Source organism: Pseudomonas sp. 10C3, from assembly GCF_036346185.1.
In the GTDB taxonomy this organism is placed as follows: domain Bacteria; phylum Pseudomonadota; class Gammaproteobacteria; order Pseudomonadales; family Pseudomonadaceae; genus Aquipseudomonas.
The window spans coordinates 150544-172248 of record NZ_JASJVE010000002.1; the positions used below are offsets into that span (position 1 = coordinate 150544).

Sequence of the window (21705 nt, forward strand, 5' to 3'; positions counted from 1 at the left end):
CGCGCCTAAACGGATTTTGAGTGGTCACAAGGAGCTTCCCCATGCCTGCATTGCGCTGGACAGGATTAACGTTACTCACCCTCGGATATGGCATGGCGCTGGCATACGGTTATCTGAACCTGTTTGCCTCGCTGTCAATCGCCCTGCTGATCATGGCCGGCCTGTGCGTCTCGCAGTTCAGCGACACCTATGTCCGCGCGTTCGGCCACGGGCTATTTCTCCTGCTGGCGTTGGCGCTGGCCACCCATTGGTTGCCGGGTTTTTACAGCGCGCGCGTGATCGCCGGTGTGCGGTTCACGCCCGAGGCAGCACCCTTTTCGATGTACCTGAACCTCGACAAGCCGCTCATCGGCTTCTGGATTCTATGGATATGCCCGTGGGTGCTGACCCGCACAGGTTTCACCCGATCAGCCATCGTCAGTACCATCGCGCTGGTTGCCACCAGCACCGCTTGCATGCTGGCCGCCGTGTCATTGGGCATGATCACGTGGGCACCGAAATGGCCGGCGCAAAGCGGGCTGTGGATAGTCAATAACCTGTTGTTGGTGACCTTGACCGAAGAACTGCTGTTTCGCGGCTATATCCAGGGCGGCTTTCACCGTCTATTCAAACAATTGCCCTACGGCAGTGGGCTGGCCATCGCCGCAGCAGCGACAGTATTTGGTCTGGCTCACATGGGCGCGGGTTGGCAATGGGTGCTACTGTCAGGGTTTGCTGGCATAGGCTATGGTCTGGCCTACCGCTTTGGCGGTTTCCAGGCAGCGGTCATCACTCACTTTGGTTTGAATCTGGTGCATTTCAGCCTGTTTACCTACCCCATGTTTGATCGATAATGACGGCCGCTATCAAAGACCGGCTCATGTCAAAACCTGCGACTCGTCGGTCATTAAAGAAACCTGCTCAATTTATCAATGCCTTGGCCGATACCCCGTCAAAGCCCAGCGGACTCGAAAGCTCATGCGTAATAACCAGCCCATCACCCAGCGCGAACGGACGTTTCCCGCTCAACAGCGGTTGATCTCCACCACCGACGCCAAGGGCGTGATCACCTATTGCAACGACGCCTTCGTTGAAATTAGTGGTTACACCTCAGAGGAACTGGTTAGAGCGCCGCACAATATCGTCCGCCACCCTGACGTGCCCTCGGCGGTTTTCGCCCACATGTGGAACACCCTCAAGCAGGGTCAGCCATGGATGGGAATTGTCAAAAACCGCAGCAAAAACGGCGACCACTACTGGGTTAACGCCTATGTAACACCCATATTTGAAAACGATCAGGTGGTGGGCTATGAATCGGTGCGGGTCAAACCGACCGCCGAGCAGATCCGTCGCGCGGAAGCCTTGTACACCCGTATCAATAACGGAAAATCGGCGATTCCTCGTCGGGACAAATGGCTACCCGTCCTACAGGACTGGATACCGTTCATCCTGGTCAGCCAATTAAGCTTCATGATCGGCGCTTGGCTTAACTCCAATTGGGGCTTCGCCCTCGCCGCTGCATTGTCAGTCCCCTTGGGGTTGCTCGGCTTGAGCTGGCAGCAACGTGGTATCAAGCGATTGTTGAAGCTGGCCGAACAAACCACCTCCGACCCGCTGATCGCCCAAATGTATACCGATAGCCGTGGGCCGCAAGCGCGCCTGGAAATGTCGATCCTCAGCCAACAGGCTCGCCTGAAAACCTGCCTGACCCGCTTGCAGGCTTCCGCCGAAGACCTGAACGACCAGGCCCGCCGATCCGACACCCTCGCCCACGCCAGCTCCGATGGACTTGAGCGTCAGCGTGTCGAGACCGAGCAAGTGGCCACCGCCGTCAACCAGATGGCCGCCACCACTCAGGAAGTCGCCAGCCACGTGCAACGCACGGCCGATGCCACCCAACAAGCCAACGAACTGACCCGTCGCGGCCGTGATATCGCAGGTGAAACCCGCGAAGCGATTCAGCGCCTGTCCACCGCCGTCGGTGAAACCGGCCTGACCGTGACGCAACTGGCCAAAGACAGCAACGAAATCGGCAGCGTCGTCGACGTCATCAAAGGCATCGCCGACCAGACCAACCTGCTCGCGCTCAACGCCGCCATTGAAGCGGCACGCGCCGGGGAAATGGGCCGGGGCTTTGCGGTGGTCGCCGATGAAGTCCGCCAACTGGCACAACGCACCACCGAGTCCACCGGGCAGATTCATGGCCTGATCGCCAAACTGCAAAAAACCGCCAACAATGCCGTGCAAACCATGGACGCCGGGCATCGCCAGGCCGAAGAAGGCGTCGCCCGGGTTATGGAAGCCGACAAAGCGCTGGTGGGCATCAGCGACGCAGTGGCCAACATCACTGACATGACCACCCAAATCGCCGCCGCCACCGAAGAACAAAGCGCCGTTGCCGAGGAAATCAGCCGCAAGATCACCACCATCGCCGAACTGGCCGATAAAACCTCCGACGAAGCCCGCCGCTCGGCCGTACTGAGCGAAGAGCTGACCAGCACCGCGCGGTCTCAGTATTCGCTGGTGGAGCGTTTTAATCGGTAATAGGTAATTTGTTGTAAAAAGACCCTGACAGACTTTGTCTGTCGGGGTTTTTTATTGGGTGGCGTTTGGGAAATGTAGGATGCTTCTGAAATACGGCATTTGAACGGCTTGCAGACCACAACAACACGACAGGCCCACCCGAACAGCTTGACAGAACCTTGCCACCTCTATTAGTTGATTTGAAGGCAGCGAAAACAATAACTAATTACCACCCAATAATGATAATAAAACAACAATTGACTACTTCGTCACTGACCGCGCAGGCAACACATCCATCGCCTCGCACTGTGTAACCTTAACGCTGCAACTACAAGACACTCCTTCTCCCTCCATTTCCTCCACGCACCAACAAAACCCAGGCGGATTATCCGCCTGGGTTTTGTTTATTATAAAAAATAAGTACTCTCCTTTAAATATGTAGGAATTAATCCATACCTGTAGGCTGCATCCTACATTCCTTGCGCCTTCCCATCTAATTGACTATCCGAACGGGCCACTCTGATTGACAACCCGGCGAATACCCTATTACGTCGACATGCACCTAGTTAACACTAACGAGTCACACACAGCATCAATTGCTCACAACATGAAATCAATGGCAGAAAACCAAGCAACAACCGTGTAGTCTTCCGACCAACCCCGAGCCTCGTTACACGAAGCAATGTAATTCTCCAGGAATAAATCGCCATTGCAGCTTATAAATATTGTGTCGCCGCACTATCAACATTTATGTCCGCACTGTAAGGAGTATTGAATATGGATGATCAAAAGCCGCCTGGCTCTCCTCCCTTCAAGCCTGAAAAGCCTACGACGCAGGTTACGCGTCCGGCTCGGCGAGACAGCCCCACCAAACCGGGCGCTCCTCTGGGAACGCACTTGCTGGCAGAACGTTCGGACGGCGCTCCGAAGACCTCGTCAACCGGGGAAATGGCCTTTACCTACGCCCGCGTACTACGGGCTGAAGATAACTCGTCGGGCGAGCTTACCATCCTCATTTCCACCCACCTGGAGCCACCCTCCCTGGAAGGGATCAACCCCAAGTCAGTCTCGGAAGCGCAGATGAAAGCCGGGATCAACGTACTGATACCTGGCTCGTCCTATTTGCAACCCGGGGATGAATTCCACCTGCTGTGGGGCAGCAGAACCTACCCTATCCAGACGCTGGATGAAGAACACATCAACGATCCGATCATTGGGATGCAATGGGTCTCGTACAGTACAGATAATGTTGCCCCGCAGGGCAAAGTCGAAGTGTGTTACGACATCAATCGCGACGGACAACGGATTGGCACCTCCGCGATCCTCTATCTGAACGTGCATAGCTGTTACCGATCCAGCGCCAAACAACGCAACCGAGGACGATCCATCAGACGCAAACAGCAGCGACGCCCACCGCCGCAGCATTGAGGGTGTAAAGAAAAACCCCCGATGAGTGATCACCGGGGGTTTTTCTACGCTGGCTTCAGAACCCCGAAGCGCTTGGACTCACCTCATCAAAAAGCATACCGCACACCCACGTTTGCCCCCCACGGCTGCTCGACGTTATTGCCCTTCATGTAGTCGAAGTCCGCGTGCACTTGCAGGCGCTTCGACAGCGATACCGCCACCCCTGCACCCAACTCTGCACGCGAGCCAAATAGCTCATTGTTGAAACGGGTGTCGTTGACCGTCACCTCGTTGCTGCGCGCAAATTCGTGAGCGACAGCGACACGCACATAGGGCTGGAGTACACCGCCATCCTTAAGCGCGATGTTACGGCCGACCGAAGTACCCACCTTGCCCAGTACCGACTGAGTGCGGTTGTTCTTCGCTTCCAGGCCGTTGTCCAGAGTGTAATGGTCGCCCTGAATCACCACCGCCGCCATCTGCGCAAAGGGTTCAAGGAAGAAGTCATCGGCCAACTTGATGTGCTTGCCGACCTCCACCGAACCACCGATACCCGTGTTTTTATAACTGCCCTTGGCTTGAGTCTGGTCGCTCATCGCCACCTCCGACTCGTTGTTGAAGGTGTTGAGCTTGAGCACACCATCAACGTAATAGCCCTCCTCCGACAGCCAAGTACCGTAAGCGCCGACGTAATAGCTGTCGACATTGCCCGAGGTGCCGCGACTCAAGTCCAGATCGGACTTGCTATACCCACCGAGCAACCCTATCAGCAACTGACCGTTACTCACCGGAACCGGCGCATCCGCACCGAACGACATACCGCTCTGTCGCTGCTCATAATCGACACCTGCGCCGGTCGTGGCGTTGAAGCGATTGCCATACGCCCGAATCCAGCCGCCACCCTCGCCGCTGGTGCGCACTTCACCCATGCGACTGCGCAACGTCGACAGCTCGCTCATCCAGATATTGGGTGCAGCATTGAACAAGGCCAGCACACTCTGCGTCGAGGGGCTGATGGTTTTGCCCGAACCGACGATGAACCAGTCGGTGCCCTGCTCTTCCAGTTCGTAGGAATAGACGCCCAAATCCACCCGATTGCCCAGCAGGATGAACTGCGCATCGCCACCTTCGGTGTGGACCACCTGCAATGGCTGAATGTCGGGCGACACCGGTTCAACGCCCGTGTTCTTCACTTTGAGCGTGAAGTCGCCATTGGCCTCGCCGTTGACCTCCAATAAGTCACCGACACCAGCATCCAGATCAATGTTCATGGCAAATGCACCGCTACCGGACAACTCACCCAGCGACAGCGTATGAAACCCGTCCGCACCAAAGTTCACCCCGCCGCCGTTGAGGTTCAGCGTCTTGACTGCGTTATCACCCACCATCTGCCACTGCGCACCGGAATTGATCGACAAATTGTTGCCGTTGATCACATCGCCGGTGAGCTGCGCGTTGTTTTGCAGGGTGACATTCAGCGTGCTGGTGTCATCGGCGACCAGATTGCCAGTAAGGGTACTGTCGTCGACGGTGAATTTTACGGTGCTGTCGCCGTCGACTTCCAACAGATTGCCGTTACCGGACAAAAGGGTTGAGTGGTTTTGAAAGGTGATGTCGGCGACGGCACCAATAGGCTCGCTCACCATAGAGGGCGGTGTTGCTGTGACCTTGATTGCGGGACCGTTCAAACCCTGAACTTCAGACCCATCTATAACGACTACACTATTGATCGATTTAGGCACATCCGTAGCATTTCCCACGTCAATGGAAATCAATAGGCCATTATTACTGCCCACAATCAAACTACCATTCGATGCGTTTACTGTAGCACCTGCAAGCACTACACCCAATCCACCAAAACTACCCCCACCAACCCCTGCCAATTGACTATTACTAACATTCAGTTCACTTCTACCACCAACATTGGCGCCAACCCCACCAGAAAGTGAACTATTGCTCACATTTGCCACGGAAATCGCATTACCACCCCTAATCACGGTCAACGCTTCTCTATCGCTGACAACAACGGATTGATTAATATTTACCACCCCACCAAAAGATTTAACGTCACCGCGGGCAGTGCTTGACTCCATATTAAGCGTACTGCCGTTAATATTAATATAACCAGTAGTAGCACCGCTAACGTTCAACACACCGCCATTCTGGACATTATATGAATCTTGCGGCGTCGCCCCATCCACATTCCATACAATGCCATCAACTAAGAGCCTCGATGTTTTAGGGTCTCTCGCCAACACTTGATTTCCATTAGGCGCACTGGGAAAACGGACTAACGCAGCATCAGCCATAGCGTCCTCAGCGACAGCGTACAGGCTCAACGAAGCTCCCAATGAAACGCCTACCGCCCCCAGCCCTATCCGAAAAATCGGGCGGCACGAACCAATCCTTTTCAATATGCAACTCCTTCATAAAATGAACTGACCCTATTTTAGAGTTCGCATTCAGTCCTGAAGAGCGTTATGGATATTATCCTTGTAGGACGCATCTGACGAATTTGAAATATGAGTCTTACAGACAGCGGGTATTCCGTTTGGGCGCCTGAGACGAGCTCTATTAAATAAAATTCGAGCGATTGACAATCACATTCAATTGCTATTGGTTCGATTTTAGACAGCACCCCCATAACTATGTACCACCCGATGGCTGTGGGGCCTGTTTCCAACGCAATGCTTTCAGACGAACGCTTATGAGCCGCTATCGATGACGCGACAGCGACAGGTGTCTCAAACCATCAGGAGAGTCAACATGCAGAACTACGACAACCAAACAGCTGGCACTAGAGAAACTTCCATGGAGCTGCCCACCATTTCAATTGCTGACCCTGTGGATGGACTTTTACAGCGTCGGGATTTAGAGAGCACTATCACTGTCAGCTTTCCAACTTGGCCGGATGCGATGGAGGGTGATTATTACCAACTGCTCATTAATAATGCTCTGAAGGGGGAACAAAAGCAGCTAGGGAGCAATCCGACGCCCGGTGAAATACTGACGTTTGAAATTTTTATTTCTGATCGCTGGGAAGAGGGTGCTCATACGCTGGCTTACCACACCAAGCGCTTCATCGGCGGCCCCCCCAATGTATCTGCCTCCACCCCCGTCATCATTGACCGTACCCCTCCCGGCGGCGGCACACTCGCACCGCTGATGTTCCCGAGCGAAAGTGAAAACGGCCTGACCTCCGCCGAACTGTCGGCCATGGGCAACGTGCTGGTGGCGAACGTGCCGGGGTATTTCGACATGAAATGGGGGGATGTGATTCGCAGCTATTGGGCGGGCCAGCCAGGACCGGTCCATACGGTGCTGGCGGAAGAACTGACCGACCCGGCCATCAGCCTGAGCTTCGACCGCACCTATCTGGAGTCGCTGGAGGATGGCGAGGTCGCAGTGACCTACACCGTGACCGACCGCGCAGGCAATACCTCGGTGGTGTCGCAAGCGGCCAGCGTTGTGCTGCGCATCAAAAACACCCCGACCGATCTGCTGCCACCCATGGTGCCGCAGGCCGACGATGGGCTGATCGATGACACCGATGGCCGCCAAGGGGTGCGGGTGGATATTCCGGCGTACACCCATGCCGAGGCCGGGGACGCCATAACCCTGCTATGGGGCAGCGTAGCCTTACCCGAGTATCGGCTGACTGCCGCTGAGCTCGGCCAAGCGGTGCTGTTCTCCATGGCGGTGGCCTATCCGAGTCTGGTGCAGGCCGGCGATGGCAAGATCGAGGTTCGCTATGAAGTACGCCGCGAAGGGCAATTGCTCGCCACCTCGCCGAGCCTGGAGGTGCAGGTGTTTCTGACAGTGCCGGGCCCGCAGGACGACTCGCCGCACACCTTGATCAACGAAGCGCTGGCCGCGCCGGTCATTAAAGGCAGAAGCGATAACGCCAATCGACAGGACAACGTCCTTGATGAAGACGATTACCTGCTCAGCGCCGACACGGTGATTGCCTGGCGTGGGGGGTTCAAGCGCTGCGACCAGATCAATCTGTTCTGGGGCGCCTCGACCGTGCCGGTGGTTCGGCCAATCAATCAGAACGACGTTGATACAGCAACCGATCTGCTGATCTGCCTGCCCAATCGGGTCATCACCGCTGAAGGCGTGTGCAAGCCGGTTTCAGTGCGTTACACCGTGACGCATGCGGGCAACCCCAACACCTCATATTCGCCAAGCCAACCGGTGAAGCTGGTGTCGAAAGGACAATTGCCGGGCGGTGAAACCGGCCTCGGTGCGCCGCTGTTTATCCAGGCCAATGCGTATTGCACGCTGGAACCGGCAGGCAGCCCGGACGGCAGCCCGAACGGCACCGCAGTGCGCATCAACCCCTACCGGAACATGCAGGTCGGCGATGTTATTCAATTGTCGTTCACCGGGTTCGACGCCATGAGTGGCGGTGATCCGGTGGTGGCCGCGTCGGACCGTCAGGAACAGGTGGTGAGCGACAATGACCTGCTCAAAGGCTGCCGGTTCATGATTGCCCACACCTGTTTGATGGCCATCCAGCGGGGTCGAGCGGAAGCGCGCTACGAGGTGATCAATACCCATGGGCAGGCGAGTTCATTAAAGGCAGGCACTTATGTCGATATGCGCACGCCTGCGCCGGGGTGCTGAACGCGCTTGCTCGTTCAACAGATAAGAAAAAACTATTTATTTACCACCCACTGTTGACAGGTCACGAAAACCTCTATTAGTTCAATGACAGATAAAGCCTTTACACCGTTTATCTAACCGCCATTATCCCGCGTGATAACGGGCCCTATACATCGTTAACCACGCAACTTTAACCCTAAAAGTTGTCGGGCTTTTATTGCCAAAAAAACGCGGAAAACTGCTCTTCAGCAGAATACCGCGCATTCACTCAGGAGAATAACCATGTGTACTTCAAATGCTTTGATTCGCCGTCATTCACATCGCGCACCGCGTGCATTAGTTCCACCGGTACTGCCCACTGCATTGGTCGACGGTCTTTTACCCGCTGCACTATTGACCGCACCAATCCCTGTAACATTCCCTGTATGGGACGATGCTGTCGAGGGTGACTACTACCAATTGCTGCTGGATAACGTACTTGTCGGCGTGCAAGGACAACTTCCGGCGAACCCGATCCCGGGCACTGAACTGACCCTGGATATTCCAGTTGATAGTTTGACCGGCGCGCAGGACGGTAACCACACGCTGGCGTATCTCTCTCGGCGTTTTATTGGTGGTACGCCCAATGTGTCGGCAGCAACTCCGATCGTGTTCGACCGACAGGCGCCAGGCGGTTCGCTGCTGTCGCCGCTGATTTTCCCGAGGGTCGTCAATGATGGCCTGACCTCGGACGAACTGACCGCGATGGCGGATGTGTTGGTCGGTGAAGTACCGGCCTACTTCGACATCAAACTGGGTGATGTCATCCAGACTTACTGGGCTGGCCAGAAAGGTCCGGAACATACCGTGCAACAGGCCGAAGTACCCGGCGGTGGCACGCAGCCTGAGCGGATCATGATCGGGTTTACCCGCGTATATCTGGAAGCATTGGGCGATATCAAAGAGGACGTGTACTACGTCATCACTGATCGTGCCGGTAACATTTCAGTGGATTCAGAACCGGTGGCGTTCCAACTTGCACTGCATGAATCCGCAGTCGATCTGCCCGCACCGATTATCGCTCAAGCCGATGACCGTGTTATCAGCGATGCCGACGCGAAGCAGTCTGTGAGCGTAGACATTCCTGCGTACGACGGTGTGCAACCGGGTGATGAGGTCACGCTGTATTGGGGTGCCAATAGCCTGCCGATGCAGTCTGTTGAGGCAGGAGACGAAAACGAAGACCCTATTTTCACCCTGCTGGTGAACTACGCCACCGTCGCATTAACACCTGATGGCGACGTAGACGTGTATTACGAAGTGCGTCGCAACACCCTGTTGTTTGGCACTTCCGCAGTGAAGACCGTCAATGTCGTGCTGGATCTTCCAGGTCCTGTGAGTCCTGAAAAACCGATCATCCGTGGGGCCAGCACCAACCCCGACGATACCGACAACGTAATCGACGAAAACGATTACCTGCAACCGGCCACTGCCATCATCGCCTGGAAAAGCGGGTTTATTGAGGACGATCAAATCAGCCTGTTCTGGGGGCAGCAGCCGGTGCCGGTGCTATATCGGATCAAGCTTTCCGATGTCACGGCAGCAGCAGACCTGTCGTTGACGGTTCCTAACGCGTTGATCTCTAACGAAGGCACCGGCACGGACATTCGGGTCAATTACACCGTGACGCATACGGGTAATCCCAACACAACCTACTCGGCGTCTCAAAGCGTGATTGTGAGACGCAAGGGCGAGTTGCCAGGCGGCGAAAACGGTCTGCAGCCACCGGAATTCCAGCGAGTGACTGAAAACGGCGGTATTGGGGCGATCCTCAACCCCGATGGTGCCACTTTATTGGTCAAGCCTTACGAGAATATTAAAACGGGCGACGTATTGAACTTTACATTCCTGGGATGGAAAGGTTTGTTCGAAGGCCCGCAAGTTCCAGAAGCAACGTACACCTTTACCACTGAGCCACTGACCGAACAACAAACTCGCGAAGATTACGAGTTCACCGTGCCGGATGCGAACCTGCGTCTGATTTGTTTCGGTCGCGCCGAAGCCATGTTTAAAATCAACAGTATTACCGGCCCTGCTACTTCCGGTATTGCAAAAGTCTTTATTGACATGGTCACCCCTGGCGAAGGCTGTGCAAAGCCTTGATCTCGCGTGTGGGCCGCCGAACAGCGGCCCACTTTCATTGTGACTAATACTGACCCAGTGAGTAACGACATGGATTCTTTAAAACAGACAACATTGCTGGCAAAACCAAAGCTGCACAGCACTAACGACCCCAGTGGCATCGGTCACCTCGATACGCTAGATCCTTCGGTCCCTGTACTGATCCGGATCGGTCCCTATATTGGCATGATGGACAGTGACTACATCGAGTTGTTTTGGGGCGACCAGGAAGGATCGATTGCTAATTACACAGTTAAACCTGGCGATACTGCCGAAGGGACGGGCTCTTTTGTCACGCTGCCGGTGGATCAACGGTACATCGTGCCACCTGCGGACATTAATCCACACTATCGGGTAGACACTTGGTATACGGTAAAAAGACTGGTGGGCGGCACGTTCAATAAATCCGAACGCCTGCCAATAACCGTAAAACTGACGGTCCCCGGCGGCATTGATAACACGCCTGACACGCCTTATATCAATGAGAACCTGAGCCTGTGCACGATAACGCCCGAGGGCACTATCGGTAACGGAGACCTCGATCAGGTGACGGTCAATATCGCAGCCTATCAAAACATGGAGATCAACGATGCGATCACCGTTTTCTGGCACGGAACACCCGTGAGGCACTCGCTGGATGAGCTTCCAGCGGCGGATCAACTCATTAGCGTGTCGATCCCCCGAGAAACCATTATTGGCGCGGGTGACTCCGACACACTGGTGGGAATGTACGAAGTTCGTGACACCGTAAACAACTGGTCGCGCTTTTCCCTCCCCACGTATGTCGAAGTCGAAGCTGGCAACTCCACCCTTCCCGCCCCGGTCGCACCACAAGCGGCCAATATGGAGTTGGACCTTGCATCCCTTGCCGGGGCCGATGTGCAGGCGCTGGTGCTGTCTTATCCGGGGATCAATGCCACGGACGAAATCACTTTCACCGTCGAGCGCAACACGGCGGAAGGGTTGGGGCTGGACCCTTATGTCGCGATGAAACCGGTGGGCACGTCCATCGGGTTTGTGCAGTTCCTGATTCCCAATGAACAATTCGAGCCGATTGCCCAAGGCCGGGCGCGGCTCAAGTACAAGGTCAGGAAAGTGTCCGGCGAGGAGCAGCGCTCCAAGAGCCTGCCGCTGACCATCGTGGGTGAGGCTCAGGTGCTGGCGCCACCGAAGTTGCCTGCTGCGGAGGAGAATAACGGTGTGCTCGACCCGACGGCGCACAATGTCATCGCCCAAGTGCCAGCGTATTACTTCATGGCCGATGGCAATGACGTCACTCTGGTGTGGATGGGCAAGACCGCCAGCGGTGCCAATGTGATTCATGAAGAGGTGAAAAACCTCAACAGTGATGACGTTGGGCAAACGGTGGCGTTCTTGATCCCTGACGATAAAGTCAGTGCGCTGGCGGGCGGTACGCTTGAACTTTATTACACGGTGACTACATTCGCCCGGGCGTTTTTCAAATCGCCTTCGCTGCAGGTGCAAGTCGGCACTGACGGGGGCGCATTGTTACCGTCCCCCTCTGTCGATGGCGCAAGTGCAGATGGTGTGCTTGATCCGGCGGACATCGTGCTAGAAGCCGTGGTTCGTGTCAGGCCATACGCGGGCATGGCGCCGCTGGACAAGGTCACGTTGCATTGGGATGGCAGCACGCCGGACGCCAGCTACAGCACTAGCACAACACTCAACAGCGGCATGTTGGGCAAGGACGTCATTTTCCGGGTCAAAAAGCACTATGTGGACGCCAACCTCGATGGCAGCGTTGCTGTGCGGTATGAGGTGGTGCGTGGTAATCGCACGCTTGCCTCGGAAACGCTGCTACTCAAAATCGGCGCCACGGTCATCACTCCCCTGCCCGATCCAACGGTCAAGGAAGCCAAAGAAGATGGCACCCTTGACCCTGTCGATACGTTCAATGGAGCAACAGTGGTCATTGACGCCAGCGCGAATCTGAAGGAAGGCGACTTCGTGACCGTGTCATGGCAATCGCCGGGCGGGAGGTACGCTAAAGATAAAGCCATCTCCGCCAGTCAAGCAGGACAAGAGTTGTTGGTGATTTTTTCGGGAACGATAGTTGCCAATGACCTCGGCAATAAGGTGCAGATTTATTATGTAGTCACCCGCGTCGACGGCACGATTGAACAGTCAAACGTCCTTGATCTGCTGATCGACACAGCCCTCTCTCACCTTCCCAAGCCGGCTGTCGCAGGTGTAGACGTTAATAACATCATGAACCTGGAAAACGTACCTGGTTATGGCGTACTGATAACAGTCCCCCGTTACACCGGCATCGATGAAAAAGACAGCATCGTCGTTAAATGGGACGGACCTCAAAACCACGTAACCCCTGCGAAAGAGGCTGGCACTGCGGCTAATATTGAATTCGTCGTGCCCAAATCCGTTGTGATCGGCAGCGCCGATGGTGCCGTTCAGGTTACTTACGAGGTGACTCGTAATAATGCTTTGCCGCTGGTTTCGCCGGCGACTGCGTTCAAGGTCGTGGCCGGTGCCAAGCCTCCGTTGATCATCGACACCTCTGAACTGGTGCTGATCGCTCGGCACTTGCGAGCAGCGGCCACGCCTAAGTTTCCACCTGCCGGAGCGTTCGCGCAGCGAGTGGCCTCGGGTGGGGTCGCACCTTACCGTTACGAGTCCAGCGCACCAACGATTGCGGAGGTCGACGCAACGGGACGAGTCATCTCGGTCAGCAATGGCGCTGCCGCCATCATCGTCACTGACAGCGCGGGTCAACGCGTCAGCTATAACGTAAAAACCTCAAATGTCCTGACGTTTGTGTATTTCATCTTCCACACCTACACCGAAGCTATGAAACCGGTAAACAGCGCGGGTGCGCACATGCCTTCGTTGGCCGACTGGAATACATTACGTGCCAATTACGGCGGTGATCCGGGACTCAGCTACGAAGCAGGCCGAGATAGCCGCGCTTGGGCTGCGGACGTTGCCGGTTTAGGTAAACGCTGGGCGATTTTTCCCCGGGATGGCCGAACGTTAGCACTCAAAGACGTCGGTTTTGGCGGGGAAGCGGCTCACGCGTTCGGCATGAAGGGCTGATTGAACGACTAAGTTCCAAGTACTAAGCCTGCGATGCCGCAGGCTTAGTACTTTAAACGGACTACTTCATCAAAAAATCTACCAGCCTTTCGGCCGCTTGATCCAACACCGCATCGCTACTCACACCCGCCGACTTCAACGGTTTCAGGTCGTGATTGCCTGTCGGCACCCAATAAATATCGATAGCGCTGGATAATTCATACCCGTCTACCGCCTCCCGATTCCCCAACGCGTCCCTTTCCCCCTGCACGATCAAGGTTGACGTCTTCAATTCAGCCAAATGCGCCACCCGAGGTTTTTCCGGTTTGCCCACGGCATAGAACGGGTAACCCAGACACACCAGCGCATCTGCGCCCAGCTCATCAGCCACCAGACTGGCCATTCGTCCGCCCATGGACTTACCCCCGACAGCCAGGCGTCCAGCGACGTGTGGTCGCACCTGGGCATAGACCTGCCGCCAGCAGTCGAGCAATTGCGCTTGCGAGTTGGGGGGACGTTTGCGGCCGTCGAGGCGTCGTTGAGCCATGTAGGGAAACTCGAAGCGCATCACGTTGACGCCCCGCACGGCAAGGCGTGCAGCCATGTCGGTCATAAATTCGCTGTCCATGGGTGCGCCTGCGCCATGGGCCAGGATCAGGGTCGGCGACGTGTCAAAAAACCTCTGAGGAGCGGGACTCCATAACCAGCCATTAGTTCGCGCCAGTAGTTCGCATTGATCCCCGTCAATACCGGCACTTAGTCCTTCTCTCATGCTTACCTCGCTTTTGATTAGTCTGCCTATAACTCGGTGCTATGACTCGGACCTCTGATCCGGACCAAAGAAGATGGGAACACACCTAAATGAACACAACTAACAGTACCGCCTACAACTATAAGGTGGTCCGCCAATTTGCCATTATGACGGTGGTGTGGGGCATCGTCGGAATGGGGCTCGGCGTTTTTATCGCCGCGCAATTGGTTTGGCCTGAACTCAACTTCAACTTGCCCTGGACTACGTTCGGTCGTTTGCGTCCACTGCACACCAATGCGGTGATTTTCGCGTTCGGCGGCTGTGCGCTGTTTGCCAGCTCCTACTACTCGGTGCAACGCACCTGCCAGACCCAACTGTTCGCGCCCCGACTGGCGGCGTTTACGTTCTGGGGTTGGCAACTGGTGATTCTGTTGGCCGCCATTACCTTGCCGCTGGGTTATACCAGCTCCAAGGAATACGCCGAACTGGAATGGCCGATCGATATTCTGATCACCATCGTCTGGGTCAGCTACGCCATCGTCTTCTTCGGCACGCTGAAGAAGCGCAACACCAAGCACATCTATGTCGGTAACTGGTTCTTCGGCGCCTTTATCATCACTGTGGCGATTCTGCACCTCGTCAACAACATGGAGATACCCATCAGCCTGACCAAGTCCTACTCCGTGTATGGCGGGGCGACTGATGCGATGGTGCAGTGGTGGTACGGACACAACGCCGTAGGCTTTTTCCTGACCGCAGGCTTTTTGGGGATGATGTACTACTTCGTTCCTAAGCAAGCTGAACGGCCGGTGTATTCCTATCGCCTGTCGATCGTGCACTTCTGGGCGCTGATCACCCTGTATATCTGGGCTGGCCCGCACCACCTGCACTACACCGCGCTGCCGGACTGGGCTCAGTCACTGGGTATGGTTATGTCACTGATTCTGCTGGCACCAAGCTGGGGCGGCATGATCAACGGCATGATGACGCTCTCGGGCGCCTGGCATAAATTGCGCGACGACGCGATCCTGCGCTTCCTGGTCGTGTCACTGGCGTTCTACGGCATGTCGACCTTTGAAGGTCCGATGATGGCGATCAAGACCGTCAACGCCCTCTCCCACTACACCGACTGGACCATCGGTCACGTGCACGCGGGCGCTCTGGGTTGGGTGGCGATGATTTCCATCGGTGCGCTGTACCACATGATCCCGAAAATCTTCGGCCGGCCACGTATGCACAGCGTCGGCTTGATCAACGCCCACTTCTGGCTGGCAACTATCGGCACCGTGCTGTACATCGCCTCGATGTGGGTCAACGGTATCGCTCAGGGCCTTATGTGGCGCGCAGTCAACGAAGACGGCACGCTGACTTACTCGTTCGTCGAAACCCTGGTGGCCAGCCATCCTGGCTTTATCGTGCGGCTGGTGGGCGGCGCGATCTTCTTCAGCGGTATGTTGCTGATGGCCTACAACACCTGGCGCACCGTACGGGCCTGCGTGCCTGCCGAAGCTGCCGCCGCAGCGCAGATGGCCTGAGGAGTTCGCCATGAAACACGAAACAATCGAGAAAAACGTCGGCCTGCTGATGTTGTTGATGGTCTTGGCTGTGAGCATCGGTGGCCTGACACAAATCGTCCCGCTGTTCTTTCAGGACGTGACCAATAAGCCGGTTGAAGGCATGAAGCCCTACACCGCGCTGCAGCTGGAAGGTCGCGATGTCTACATCGCCAACGGCTGTGTGGGTTGTCACTCGCAGATGATCCGTCCGTTCCGTGCTGAAACAGAACGCTACGGGCACTACTCGGTCGCCGGTGAAAGCGTCTGGGACCATCCGTTCCTGTGGGGCTCCAAGCGTACCGGGCCTGATCTGGCACGGGTCGGCGGGCGTTACTCCGATGACTGGCAGCGCGCGCACTTGTACAACCCGCGCAACGTGGTGCCTGAGTCGAAAATGCCTGGCTATCCATGGATGGTGAACGAACCTGTCGACAGCAGCCACACCGTAACCAAGCTCAAAACCATGCGCAGCCTCGGCGTGCCTTACACCGACGCCGACATCGCCGGGGCCGTTGAAACGCTCAAAGGCAAAACCCAGATGGATGCACTGATTGCCTACTTGCAGGTACTCGGCACCTCGATCAAGAGCAAGAGGTAAGCCATGGATATCGGAGACTTACGCGGTCTTGGCACGCTGGTGGTGGCAATCGCATTTATCGGGTTGGCCTTTTGGGTCTTCAACAGTAAACGCAATCCGGAGTTCGCTGAAGCGCGCATGGCGCCTTTCGCGGACGAACCGCTGCCATCTCACGCTGAAGAACAATCTGTTGTAGAGCACCCTGTTGAGCGGAGTACCCAGCCATGACCACATTTTGGAGTACCTACATCTGTGTACTGACCATCGGCAGCCTGATCGGCCTTACGTGGCTGCTGATCGGCACCCGTAAGGGCGAAACCAAAGGCAGTACCGATCAGACCATGGGGCACAGCTTCGACGGCATTGAGGAGTACGACAACCCACTGCCCCAATGGTGGTTCATGTTGTTTGCCGCAACTCTGGTGTTCGCGGTCGGCTACCTGATCCTCTACCCAGGCCTGGGCAACTGGAAAGGCATTCTCCCCGGCTATGCGAATGGCTGGACCAGTGTCAATGAGTGGCAAAAGGAAATGGACAAGGCTGACACCAAGTTTGGGCCTATTTTCGCCAAATTTGCTGCCATGCCCGTGGAAGCAGTCGCCAAAGACCCACAAGCGCTGAAGATGGGCGGACGTCTGTTCGCCTCCAACTGCGCCGTCTGCCACGGTTCGGATGCTCGGGGGGCCTATGGCTTTCCCAACCTGACAGATACCATTTGGCGATGGGGCGGCAGCGCCGACACTATCAAGACCACCATCATGGGTGGCCGTATAGCCGGCATGCCAGCCTGGGGTCCGATTCTCGGTGAGGAAGGGGTGAAAAACGTCGCAGCGTATGTACGTCACTCCCTCGCAGGACTGCCATTGCCAGCCGATGAAACCGCCAATGTCGAAGCCGGACAGCAAGTGTTCAACACCAATTGCGTAGCCTGCCACGGCGCAACAGGTCAAGGCACGCAAGCGATGGGGGCGCCGAACCTGACGCAACCGACCGGTTTCATCTACGGCAGCAGTCTGACCCAGTTGCAGCAGACTATCCGTTATGGTCGTCAAGGTCAGATGCCAGCGCAGAACGAGCAGCTGGGAAATGACAAGGTGCAGTTGTTAGCCGCCTATGTTTATAGCCTGTCACAGGGTACTGCTCAGCAAGAGGCGCCAACAGCCAAGGCACAATAACGATTCAGCAACCCGGACAATCTCTGGGCTGTGCGTGAATGCCGCTCCTGTTACAGGAGCGGCAACTCCTTTCCCTCCGCGACCAAGTGTCGCACCCGTCGTTAGTACACCTTCCCACTCCCGACATTCAGGACTAAGCTTGCCGGCATAGTGGACTGCCAACAGTGGGCCACAGGTCAAGTGATACGAATGTTTTCGGCGATTGTGCTCGATAACTTGCGCAAAAAGCTCATCTACAGCGGCTATGGTCCGCGGGTTGTTGGTTTTGCGTTTTGTTTCGTCCTTTTCCCGCTGCATTCCGCCAGCCTGGAACCCTCACTTTTTTTCGTCCACTGCGGCATTTCGTCACTGCGCCTGACAGCTCCCTGACCGTGCTGAAATGACCGCAGAATCAGCTTCAGGAAGCGGTTGCAAGGCGTTGATCGCATTGCAATGGCAACTCGCTTTCTCCATACTGCGGCCGCTTTTTTATCCCTAAAAAACACCCAAACCGTGGAACCTTAGAATGAGCACAGCAATCAGTCCGACTGCTTATAACTATAAGGTAGTCCGCCAGTTCGCCATCATGACGGTGGTCTGGGGGATCCTTGGCATGGGGCTTGGTGTCTTTATCGCCTCACAGCTTGTTTGGCCCGAGTTAAACCTCGGCCTTCCGTGGACGACTTTTGGACGCTTACGCCCGCTGCACACAAACCTGGTGATCTTCGCCTTCGGTGGTTGTGCACTGTTTGCCACTTCTTACTATGTCGTGCAGCGAACCTGCCAAACGCGACTGATCTCCGACAGCATGGCCGCCTTCCACTTCTGGGGATGGCAAGCAGTGATCGTCGGCGCAGGCATCACGTTGCCGCTGGGCTACACCACTACTAAGGAATACGCCGAACTGGAATGGCCTCTCGCCATTTTGCTGGCCATCGTCTGGGTAACCTACGCTGCGGTGTTCTTTGGCACCATCATGAAGCGCAAAACCAAGCACATTTATGTGGGCCTCTGGTTCTATGGCGCCTTCATCCTCGTGACGGCGATGCTGCATATCGTCAACCACGCGTCGCTGCCCGTGACCCTCTTCAAGTCCTACTCGGCCTACTCCGGTGCGACTGATGCGATGATCCAGTGGTGGTACGGCCACAACGCGGTAGGTTTCTTCCTGACCACCGGCTTCCTGGGGATGATGTACTACTTCGTTCCGAAGCAGGCCGAGCGTCCGATCTACTCCTATCGCCTGTCGATCGTGCACTTCTGGGCACTGATCACCCTGTACATCTGGGCAGGCCCGCACCACTTGCACTACACCGCTCTGCCAGACTGGGCTCAGTCGCTGGGCATGGCGATGTCGATGATTCTGCTGGCGCCAAGCTGGGGCGGCATGATCAACGGCATGATGACGCTGTCAGGTGCATGGCACAAACTGCGTACCGACCCGATTCTGCGCTTCCTGGTCGTATCGCTGGCGTTCTACGGCATGTCGACCTTCGAAGGCCCGATGATGGCCATCAAGACCGTCAACTCGCTGTCTCACTACACTGACTGGACCATCGGCCACGTACACGCCGGCGCTCTCGGCTGGGTAGCGATGATCTCGATCGGTTCGCTGTACCACATGATCCCGAAAATCTTCGGTCGCCCTCAGATGCACAGTGTTGGCTTGATCAACACCCACTTCTGGCTGGCTACCATCGGTACCGTTCTTTACATCGCTTCGATGTGGGTCAACGGCATCACCCAGGGTTTGATGTGGCGTGCGATCAACGACGACGGCACCCTCACTTACTCCTTCGTCGAAGCATTGCAAGCCAGCCATCCGGGCTTCATCGTCCGCGCACTGGGTGGTGCATTCTTCGCCAGCGGCATGCTGTTCATGGCTTACAACGTGTTCCGCACCGTACGCGCCTCGAACCCGGCTGAAGCTGAAGCCGCCGCTCAGATCGCTGTAGTTGGAGCTCACTGATGAGACACGAAGTAGTCGAGAAGAATATCGGCCTGCTGGCCTTCTTCATGGTTATCGCCGTCAGCATCGGCGGCCTGACCCAGATCGTCCCCCTGTTTTTTCAGGACGTGACCAACAAGCCGGTTGAAGGCATGAAGCCTCGCCCGGCGCTGGAACTCGAAGGCCGCGATGTTTTCATCGCCAACGGTTGTGTCGGCTGCCACTCGCAGATGATCCGTCCGTTCCGTGCTGAAACCGAACGCTACGGCCACTACTCGGTCGCTGGTGAAAGCGTCTGGGACCACCCGTTCCTGTGGGGTTCCAAGCGTACCGGTCCGGACCTGGCCCGCGTCGGCGGTCGTTACTCCGATGACTGGCAGCGCGCGCACTTGTACAACCCGCGCAACGTAGTGCCCGAGTCGAAAATGCCTGCCTACCCGTTCTTGGTAGAAAACAAGCTCGACGGCAAGGACACCCCGAAAAAAATGGAAGTCTTGCGTACGCTCGGCGTCCCTTACACCGACGAAGACATCGCCGGTGCAAGTGCTGCTGTGAAAGGCAAAACTGAAATGGATGCGTTGGTCGCCTACCTGCAAGGTCTGGGCACCATCATCAAAAGCAAACGGTGATATTGATGGATATGGGGATGATTCGCGGCCTGGGCACCGTCGTAGTGATGGTGGCTTTTATCGGCCTGGCATTGTGGGTATTCAGCGGACGACGCAAGGCAGAGTTCGACGAAGCAACTTTGCTGCCCTTCGCGGATGACCCCGAAGCCATCAAGCACGTTGAGCAAGAGCAAGCTTCTAGGAGTAACAAAGAATGACTACTTTCTGGAGTCTGTACGTCACAGTCCTCAGTTTGGGTACCATCTTCGCCCTGACCTGGCTGCTGCTGTCCACCCGCAAGGGCCAGCGCAGCGAAGCGACAGAAGAAAAAGTGGGCCATTCCTTCGACGGTATCGAGGAATACGACAACCCACTGCCAAAATGGTGGTTCATGCTGTTCGTGGGCACCATCATCTTCGCGCTGGGCTATCTGGTGCTTTACCCGGGTCTGGGTAACTGGAAAGGCCTGCTGCCTGGCTATTCCTACCTGGACAACGACAAGAAAACCGAATTCGCCAATGGCCAATCCGGTTGGACTGGCGTGCACGAATGGGAAAAAGAAATGGCTAAATCGGATGCTCGATTTGGTCCGATTTTTGCCAAATTCGCATCCATGCCGATCGAAGAAGTCGCCAAAGACCCGCAAGCTTTGAAGATGGGGGGCCGACTGTTCGCCTCCAACTGCTCAGTTTGCCATGGCTCCGACGCCAAAGGTGCTTACGGCTTCCCGAACCTGACCGACGAAGACTGGCGTTGGGGTGGTGAACCGGAAACCATCAAGACCACCATCATGGGTGGCCGCCATGCGGTCATGCCTGCTTGGGGTCCGGTCATTGGTGACCAGGGCGTACGCGACGTCGCAGCGTTCGTTACCACCCAACTGGATGGCCGCAAGCTGCCTGAAGACGCTAACGCCGATCCGGTTGCAGGCCAGAAACTGTTCGCTACCAACTGCGTGGCATGCCACGGTCCGGAAGGTAAAGGCACCGCTGCAATGGGCGCACCTAACCTGACTCACCCGGCGGCATTCATCTACGGTTCGAGCTTCGCGCAACTGCAGCAGACCATCCGTTACGGCCGTCAGGGCCAGATGCCTGCTCAGGCATTGCTGCAAGGCAATGACAAGGTTCACCTGCTGGCTGCTTACGTCTACAGCCTCTCCCATGGAGACAAGGCTGCTGCCGCTGAGTAAAGCGAACGCGTGACCGCAACACACAACGGCCCCGCCAGTGAAAACTGGCGGGGCCGTTTTGGTTTTAGCTGTCTGATGATTTAGCCATACAGACCCCTTCGAGAATAAATTCGCGTACGGGTGAGTAATCTGCGGGAGCGAACACATTCGCGAAATCGCGGTATATTCCCCTCTGTCATTACGCCCTACCC

Annotated in this window: 17 protein-coding genes; 15 read left to right on the forward strand and 2 right to left on the reverse strand. The window is 56.1% G+C overall.

Features of this window, described 5'->3' with window-relative positions; genetic code table 11:
• The first annotated feature begins 41 nt into the window (after positions 1-41).
• From QN399_RS02530 to QN399_RS02540, 3 genes are all read left to right on the forward strand, one after another.
• The gene (locus QN399_RS02530) at positions 42-833 is read left to right on the forward strand and encodes a CPBP family intramembrane glutamic endopeptidase (protein ID WP_322215573.1); all 792 of its coding nucleotides are present in this window, start codon (positions 42-44) and stop codon (positions 831-833) included.
• Between the two features lie 124 nt (positions 834-957).
• Positions 958-2523 (forward strand): PAS domain-containing methyl-accepting chemotaxis protein, encoded by a 1566-nt coding sequence (locus QN399_RS02535; protein WP_322179871.1) that lies wholly within the window; start codon positions 958-960, stop codon positions 2521-2523.
• Between the two features lie 756 nt (positions 2524-3279).
• The gene (locus QN399_RS02540) at positions 3280-3930 is read left to right on the forward strand and encodes a hypothetical protein (RefSeq protein WP_322179872.1); all 651 of its coding nucleotides are present in this window, start codon (positions 3280-3282) and stop codon (positions 3928-3930) included.
• Between the two features lie 86 nt (positions 3931-4016).
• Here the strand turns inward: QN399_RS02540 and QN399_RS02545 are convergent, their stop codons facing one another.
• The gene (locus QN399_RS02545) at positions 4017-5597 is read right to left on the reverse strand and encodes an autotransporter outer membrane beta-barrel domain-containing protein (RefSeq protein WP_322215569.1); all 1581 of its coding nucleotides are present in this window, start codon (positions 5595-5597) and stop codon (positions 4017-4019) included.
• A gap of 1078 nt (positions 5598-6675) precedes the next feature.
• On the opposite strand from QN399_RS02545, the gene QN399_RS02550 reads away from it, so the two are divergent.
• The 3 genes from QN399_RS02550 to QN399_RS02560 all read left to right on the forward strand — a co-directional run bounded on the left by QN399_RS02550 (position 6676) and on the right by QN399_RS02560 (position 13749).
• The gene (locus QN399_RS02550; protein ID WP_330200510.1) at positions 6676-8538 is read left to right on the forward strand and encodes a hypothetical protein; all 1863 of its coding nucleotides are present in this window, start codon (positions 6676-6678) and stop codon (positions 8536-8538) included.
• A 261-nt stretch (positions 8539-8799) separates the two neighbouring features.
• Complete coding sequence (locus QN399_RS02555; protein WP_323565973.1) at positions 8800-10659, forward strand: addiction module component; 1860 nt, start codon at positions 8800-8802, stop codon at positions 10657-10659.
• Positions 10660-10728: 69 nt separating this feature from the next.
• Positions 10729-13749, forward strand: coding sequence for a hypothetical protein (locus tag QN399_RS02560; protein ID WP_330200511.1), 3021 nt, complete (start codon positions 10729-10731; stop codon positions 13747-13749).
• A 61-nt stretch (positions 13750-13810) separates the two neighbouring features.
• On the opposite strand, the gene QN399_RS02565 is transcribed toward QN399_RS02560, so the two are convergent.
• Positions 13811-14500 carry an alpha/beta family hydrolase gene (locus QN399_RS02565; RefSeq protein WP_330200512.1) on the reverse strand — a complete coding sequence of 230 codons (690 nt, stop codon included), beginning with the start codon at positions 14498-14500 and terminating at the stop codon, positions 13811-13813.
• Positions 14501-14589: 89 nt separating this feature from the next.
• Here QN399_RS02565 and ccoN (QN399_RS02570) point away from each other — a divergent pair, with 89 nt between their 5' ends.
• From ccoN (QN399_RS02570) to ccoP (QN399_RS02610), 9 genes are all read left to right on the forward strand, one after another.
• Positions 14590-16014, forward strand: coding sequence for a cytochrome-c oxidase, cbb3-type subunit I (gene ccoN / locus QN399_RS02570; protein WP_322179879.1), 1425 nt, complete (start codon positions 14590-14592; stop codon positions 16012-16014).
• Positions 16015-16024: 10 nt separating this feature from the next.
• Positions 16025-16633 carry a cytochrome-c oxidase, cbb3-type subunit II gene (gene ccoO / locus QN399_RS02575; RefSeq protein ID WP_322179880.1) on the forward strand — a complete coding sequence of 203 codons (609 nt, stop codon included), beginning with the start codon at positions 16025-16027 and terminating at the stop codon, positions 16631-16633.
• A gap of 3 nt (positions 16634-16636) precedes the next feature.
• Entirely contained in the window at positions 16637-16840 is a 204-nt protein-coding gene (locus QN399_RS02580) for a cbb3-type cytochrome c oxidase subunit 3 (protein ID WP_322179881.1), read from the forward strand.
• Positions 16837-17787, forward strand: coding sequence for a cytochrome-c oxidase, cbb3-type subunit III (ccoP, locus tag QN399_RS02585; protein ID WP_322215556.1), 951 nt, complete (start codon positions 16837-16839; stop codon positions 17785-17787). Before QN399_RS02580 ends, ccoP (QN399_RS02585) begins: the two co-directional genes overlap by 4 nt.
• 189 nt (positions 17788-17976) lie before the next feature.
• A complete protein-coding gene (locus tag QN399_RS02590; protein ID WP_322179886.1) occupies positions 17977-18156 on the forward strand; it encodes a hypothetical protein in 180 nt (59 codons plus the stop codon).
• Positions 18157-18292: 136 nt separating this feature from the next.
• Positions 18293-19735, forward strand: a complete 1443-nt coding sequence (gene ccoN / locus QN399_RS02595) for a cytochrome-c oxidase, cbb3-type subunit I (RefSeq protein ID WP_322179887.1) — start codon at positions 18293-18295, stop codon at positions 19733-19735.
• Positions 19735-20343, forward strand: coding sequence for a cytochrome-c oxidase, cbb3-type subunit II (gene ccoO / locus QN399_RS02600; RefSeq protein ID WP_322179888.1), 609 nt, complete (start codon positions 19735-19737; stop codon positions 20341-20343). Before ccoN (QN399_RS02595) ends, ccoO (QN399_RS02600) begins: the two co-directional genes overlap by 1 nt.
• A 5-nt stretch (positions 20344-20348) precedes the next feature.
• Positions 20349-20540 carry a cbb3-type cytochrome c oxidase subunit 3 gene (locus tag QN399_RS02605; protein WP_219060523.1) on the forward strand — a complete coding sequence of 64 codons (192 nt, stop codon included), beginning with the start codon at positions 20349-20351 and terminating at the stop codon, positions 20538-20540.
• Entirely contained in the window at positions 20537-21514 is a 978-nt protein-coding gene (ccoP, locus tag QN399_RS02610) for a cytochrome-c oxidase, cbb3-type subunit III (RefSeq protein ID WP_322179890.1), read from the forward strand. The genes QN399_RS02605 and ccoP (QN399_RS02610) overlap by 4 nt, the downstream gene beginning before the upstream one ends.
• The last annotated feature ends 191 nt before the right edge of the window (positions 21515-21705 follow it).